Below are 2,779 nucleotides of genomic sequence, written 5' to 3'. Positions count from 1 at the left end.
CCACCATCGCCCCGCTGGCCGCGTACCACATCCGGCGGCGGCCGATCACCTCGAACGCGCCGGTGCCGGTGTAGAGCCGGGAGAAGAAGCCGTGCCGCGGCAGCCCGGCGGCGGTGTCGACGGCCTCGGGAGACTCGGTGGCGTCTTCGTCGGCGTCGCCGGCGGTGTGCGCTTTCGACGTCATCGCCTCACACCCGTCCCGCCGCGGCGGCCCGGCGCTCCCGGGCCACCTGCTGGACGGCGCCCAGGCCGTTGAAGGCCGGCTTGGCCAGCACCGCCGACTTCGACGCCAGGTACACCAGCGGCCAGGTCACCAGGAACACCACCACCAGATCCAGGATCGTGGTCAGCCCCAGGGTGAACGCGAACCCCTTGACCTGCCCGATCGCCAGGAAGTACAGCACCGCGGCGGCCAGGAAGGTCACCGCGTTGCCCGACAAGATCGTCTTGCGGGCCCGCGCCCAGCCCCGCGGCACCGCCGAGCGGAACGAGCGGCCTTCGCGGATCTCGTCTTTGATGCGCTCGAAGAACACCACGAACGAGTCGGCGGTGGTGCCGATGCCGATGATCAGACCCGCGATGCCGGCCAGGTCCAGGGTGTAGTTGATGTAGCGGCCCAATAGCACCAGGATCGCGAAGACCATGGCGCCGGAGGCGGCCAGCGACAGCGCGGTCAGCAGTCCCAGCACCCGGTAGTAGCTCAGCGAGTACACCAACACCAGCACCAGACCGATCGCGCCCGCGACCAGCCCGGCCCGCAGCGACGTCAATCCCAGTGTGGCCGACACGGTTTGGGCTTCCGAGGATTCGAACGACAACGGCAGCGAGCCGTACTTGAGCACGTTGGCCAGATCGCGGGCCTGGGCTTGGGTGAAGTCACCGGTGATCTGAGTCCGGCCGCCGGGGATCGCCTCCTGGATCCGCGGCGCGCTCACCACTTCGGAGTCCAGGGTGAACGCGGTCTGGGTGCCGACGTGCGAGGCGGTGAACTCCGCCCAGGTGTTGGCCGCGGCGCTTTTGAACTGCAGCTCGACGACGTAGCTGGCGCTGCGCTGGTTCAATCCCCAGCTGGCGTTGGCGATCTGATCGCCGCTGATGATCGACGGCGCCAGCAGGTAGGCGATCTTGTGGTCGGTCGAACAGGTGACCAACGGCAGGTTCGGGTCGTCGTTGCCGGCCAGGATGTCGTCCTTGCCGCAGCGGCTGGCCTCGTACTGCAGGGCCAGAAACTGCACCCCCCGGTTGGTGCTTTGGCGCCACTGCTTTTCTTTGGCGATGCGTTCGGCGAGGTCTTTGCCCTTGTCGGGGGGCCCGGGCTGCACCGGCGGCGGCTCCTGCGGGTAGGGCCGGGGCTGCGGCGGGGGCGCGGTGTCCGCGGTGTCCGGCGAGGCCCCCGGCGCCGGCAGCGCGGGCTTTTCCGGCGGCGCAGCGGGCTGCGCCGGTATCTCGTTGATCACCGGGCGGATGTACAGCCGCGCGGTCTGGCCGAGGTTGCGGGCCTCGTTGCTGTCGTTTCCGGGCACCGTGATGACCAGGTTGTCGCCGTCGATGACGACCTCGGAGCCCGAGACGCCCAGGCCGTTGACCCGGGCGCTGATGATCTGCTGCGCCTGCGCCAGCGCCTCGCGGGTGGGTGCCGACCCGTCGGGGGTGCGCGCGGTCAGGGTGACCCGGGTGCCGCCCTGCAGATCGATCCCGAGCTTGGGTTGCGCCCGCTTGTTCCCGGTAAGGAAGACCAGCAGGTACACCCCGATGAGCATGACCAGAAACACCGACAGGTAGCGGGCGGGGTGCACCGGCGCTGAAGGCGATGCCACGTCGTCTCCGTCTCCTCGCTGACCGAACCTTTCGACTGCTCCCGCAAAGGGTACGTGGCGGGCGCGCGACCTCAGTCCTTGGGCAGTCGCTGCGGCTCGGCCTCCTGCTCGCGCTCCGGGGTCTCGAGGTCCGCGCCCTGCGGGTCGATGCGGTCCCGGACCGCCAGTTTCATCCACGTGGTCACCACGCCCGGGGCGATCTCGAGGTCCACCGTGTCGTCGGTGATGTCGGTGATCCTGCCCTGCAATCCCGACGTGGTGTGCACCCGGTCGCCGACGCGCAGCGACTCGTGCAGCTCGATGGTGGCCTGCATGGCGCGCCGCTGCCGGCGCGACGAGAAGAACATGACCGCCGCCATGATGACGAACAGCGGCAGGAAGAACAGCAGTTGGTTCATGACGGCCAGTCTGCCATCGTGCTGTCATGGAACTCACCGCAGCGCTGCGCACCACGGGTGCGGTCCGCGATTTCACCGACGTGCCCGTCGACGACGCCGTGGTGGCGCGCGTGCTCGACACCGCGCGGTTCGCGCCCAGCGGCGCCAACGCGCAGCCCTGGCGGGTCGTGGTGGTCAAGGACGCCGAGCGCCGCCGCCGGTTACAGGATCTCTACGTCACCGGTTGGCGGGACTACCTGGCTATGACCGTCGCGGGCCTGCGGCCGTGGGCGCCGACCAACGACCGCGACGCCGAGGCCCGCGCGCTCGCCGCCGGACACGAGACGGCGGGCTCGGCCGACTGGTTCGGCCGGGCCCCGGTGCTGTTGGCGCTGTTCGCTGACCTGTCGGCGCTGGCCGCCGTCGACCGCGACGCCGAGCGGTACGGGTTCGCCGGCGGCGCGTCGATCTATCCGTTCGCCTGGAGCGTCCTGCTCGCCGCCCGCGAGGAGGGCCTGGGCGGGGTGATCACCACGATCGCGATCCGGGCGGAGCCGCAGGTGAAAGCGCTTTTGGGGGCGTCCG

General features: G+C 70.2%; 3 protein-coding genes and 1 pseudogene. 1 reads left to right on the top strand and 3 read right to left on the bottom strand.

Annotation, left to right across the window (positions count from 1 at the left end):
- From F6Q13_RS17080 to yajC, 3 genes and pseudogenes are all read right to left on the bottom strand, one after another.
- Nucleotides 1-184: pseudogene (locus F6Q13_RS17080) on the bottom strand (protein translocase subunit SecF); the annotation flags it as partial.
- Between the two features lie 4 nt (nt 185-188).
- Entirely contained in the window at nt 189-1,817 is a 1,629-nt protein-coding gene (gene secD, locus F6Q13_RS17075) for a protein translocase subunit SecD (RefSeq protein ID WP_293059092.1), read from the bottom strand.
- Nucleotides 1,818-1,888: 71 nt separating this feature from the next.
- Nucleotides 1,889-2,215 (bottom strand): preprotein translocase subunit YajC, encoded by a 327-nt coding sequence (gene yajC / locus F6Q13_RS17070; protein ID WP_293059090.1) that lies wholly within the window; start codon nt 2,213-2,215, stop codon nt 1,889-1,891.
- Between the two features lie 26 nt (nt 2,216-2,241).
- Between yajC and F6Q13_RS17065 the strand changes: the two genes are divergently transcribed.
- Nucleotides 2,242-2,779 (top strand): nitroreductase family protein (locus tag F6Q13_RS17065; RefSeq protein WP_293059088.1); only part of this gene is annotated, 538 nt, incomplete at its 3' end.

Origin of the sequence: Mycobacterium sp. (genome assembly GCF_008709575.1) — a bacterium.
Taxonomy (GTDB): domain Bacteria; phylum Actinomycetota; class Actinomycetes; order Mycobacteriales; family Mycobacteriaceae; genus Mycobacterium.
The sequence above is the reverse complement of the archived record's forward strand: the minus strand, read 5'-3'. Positions and strand labels throughout refer to the sequence as shown.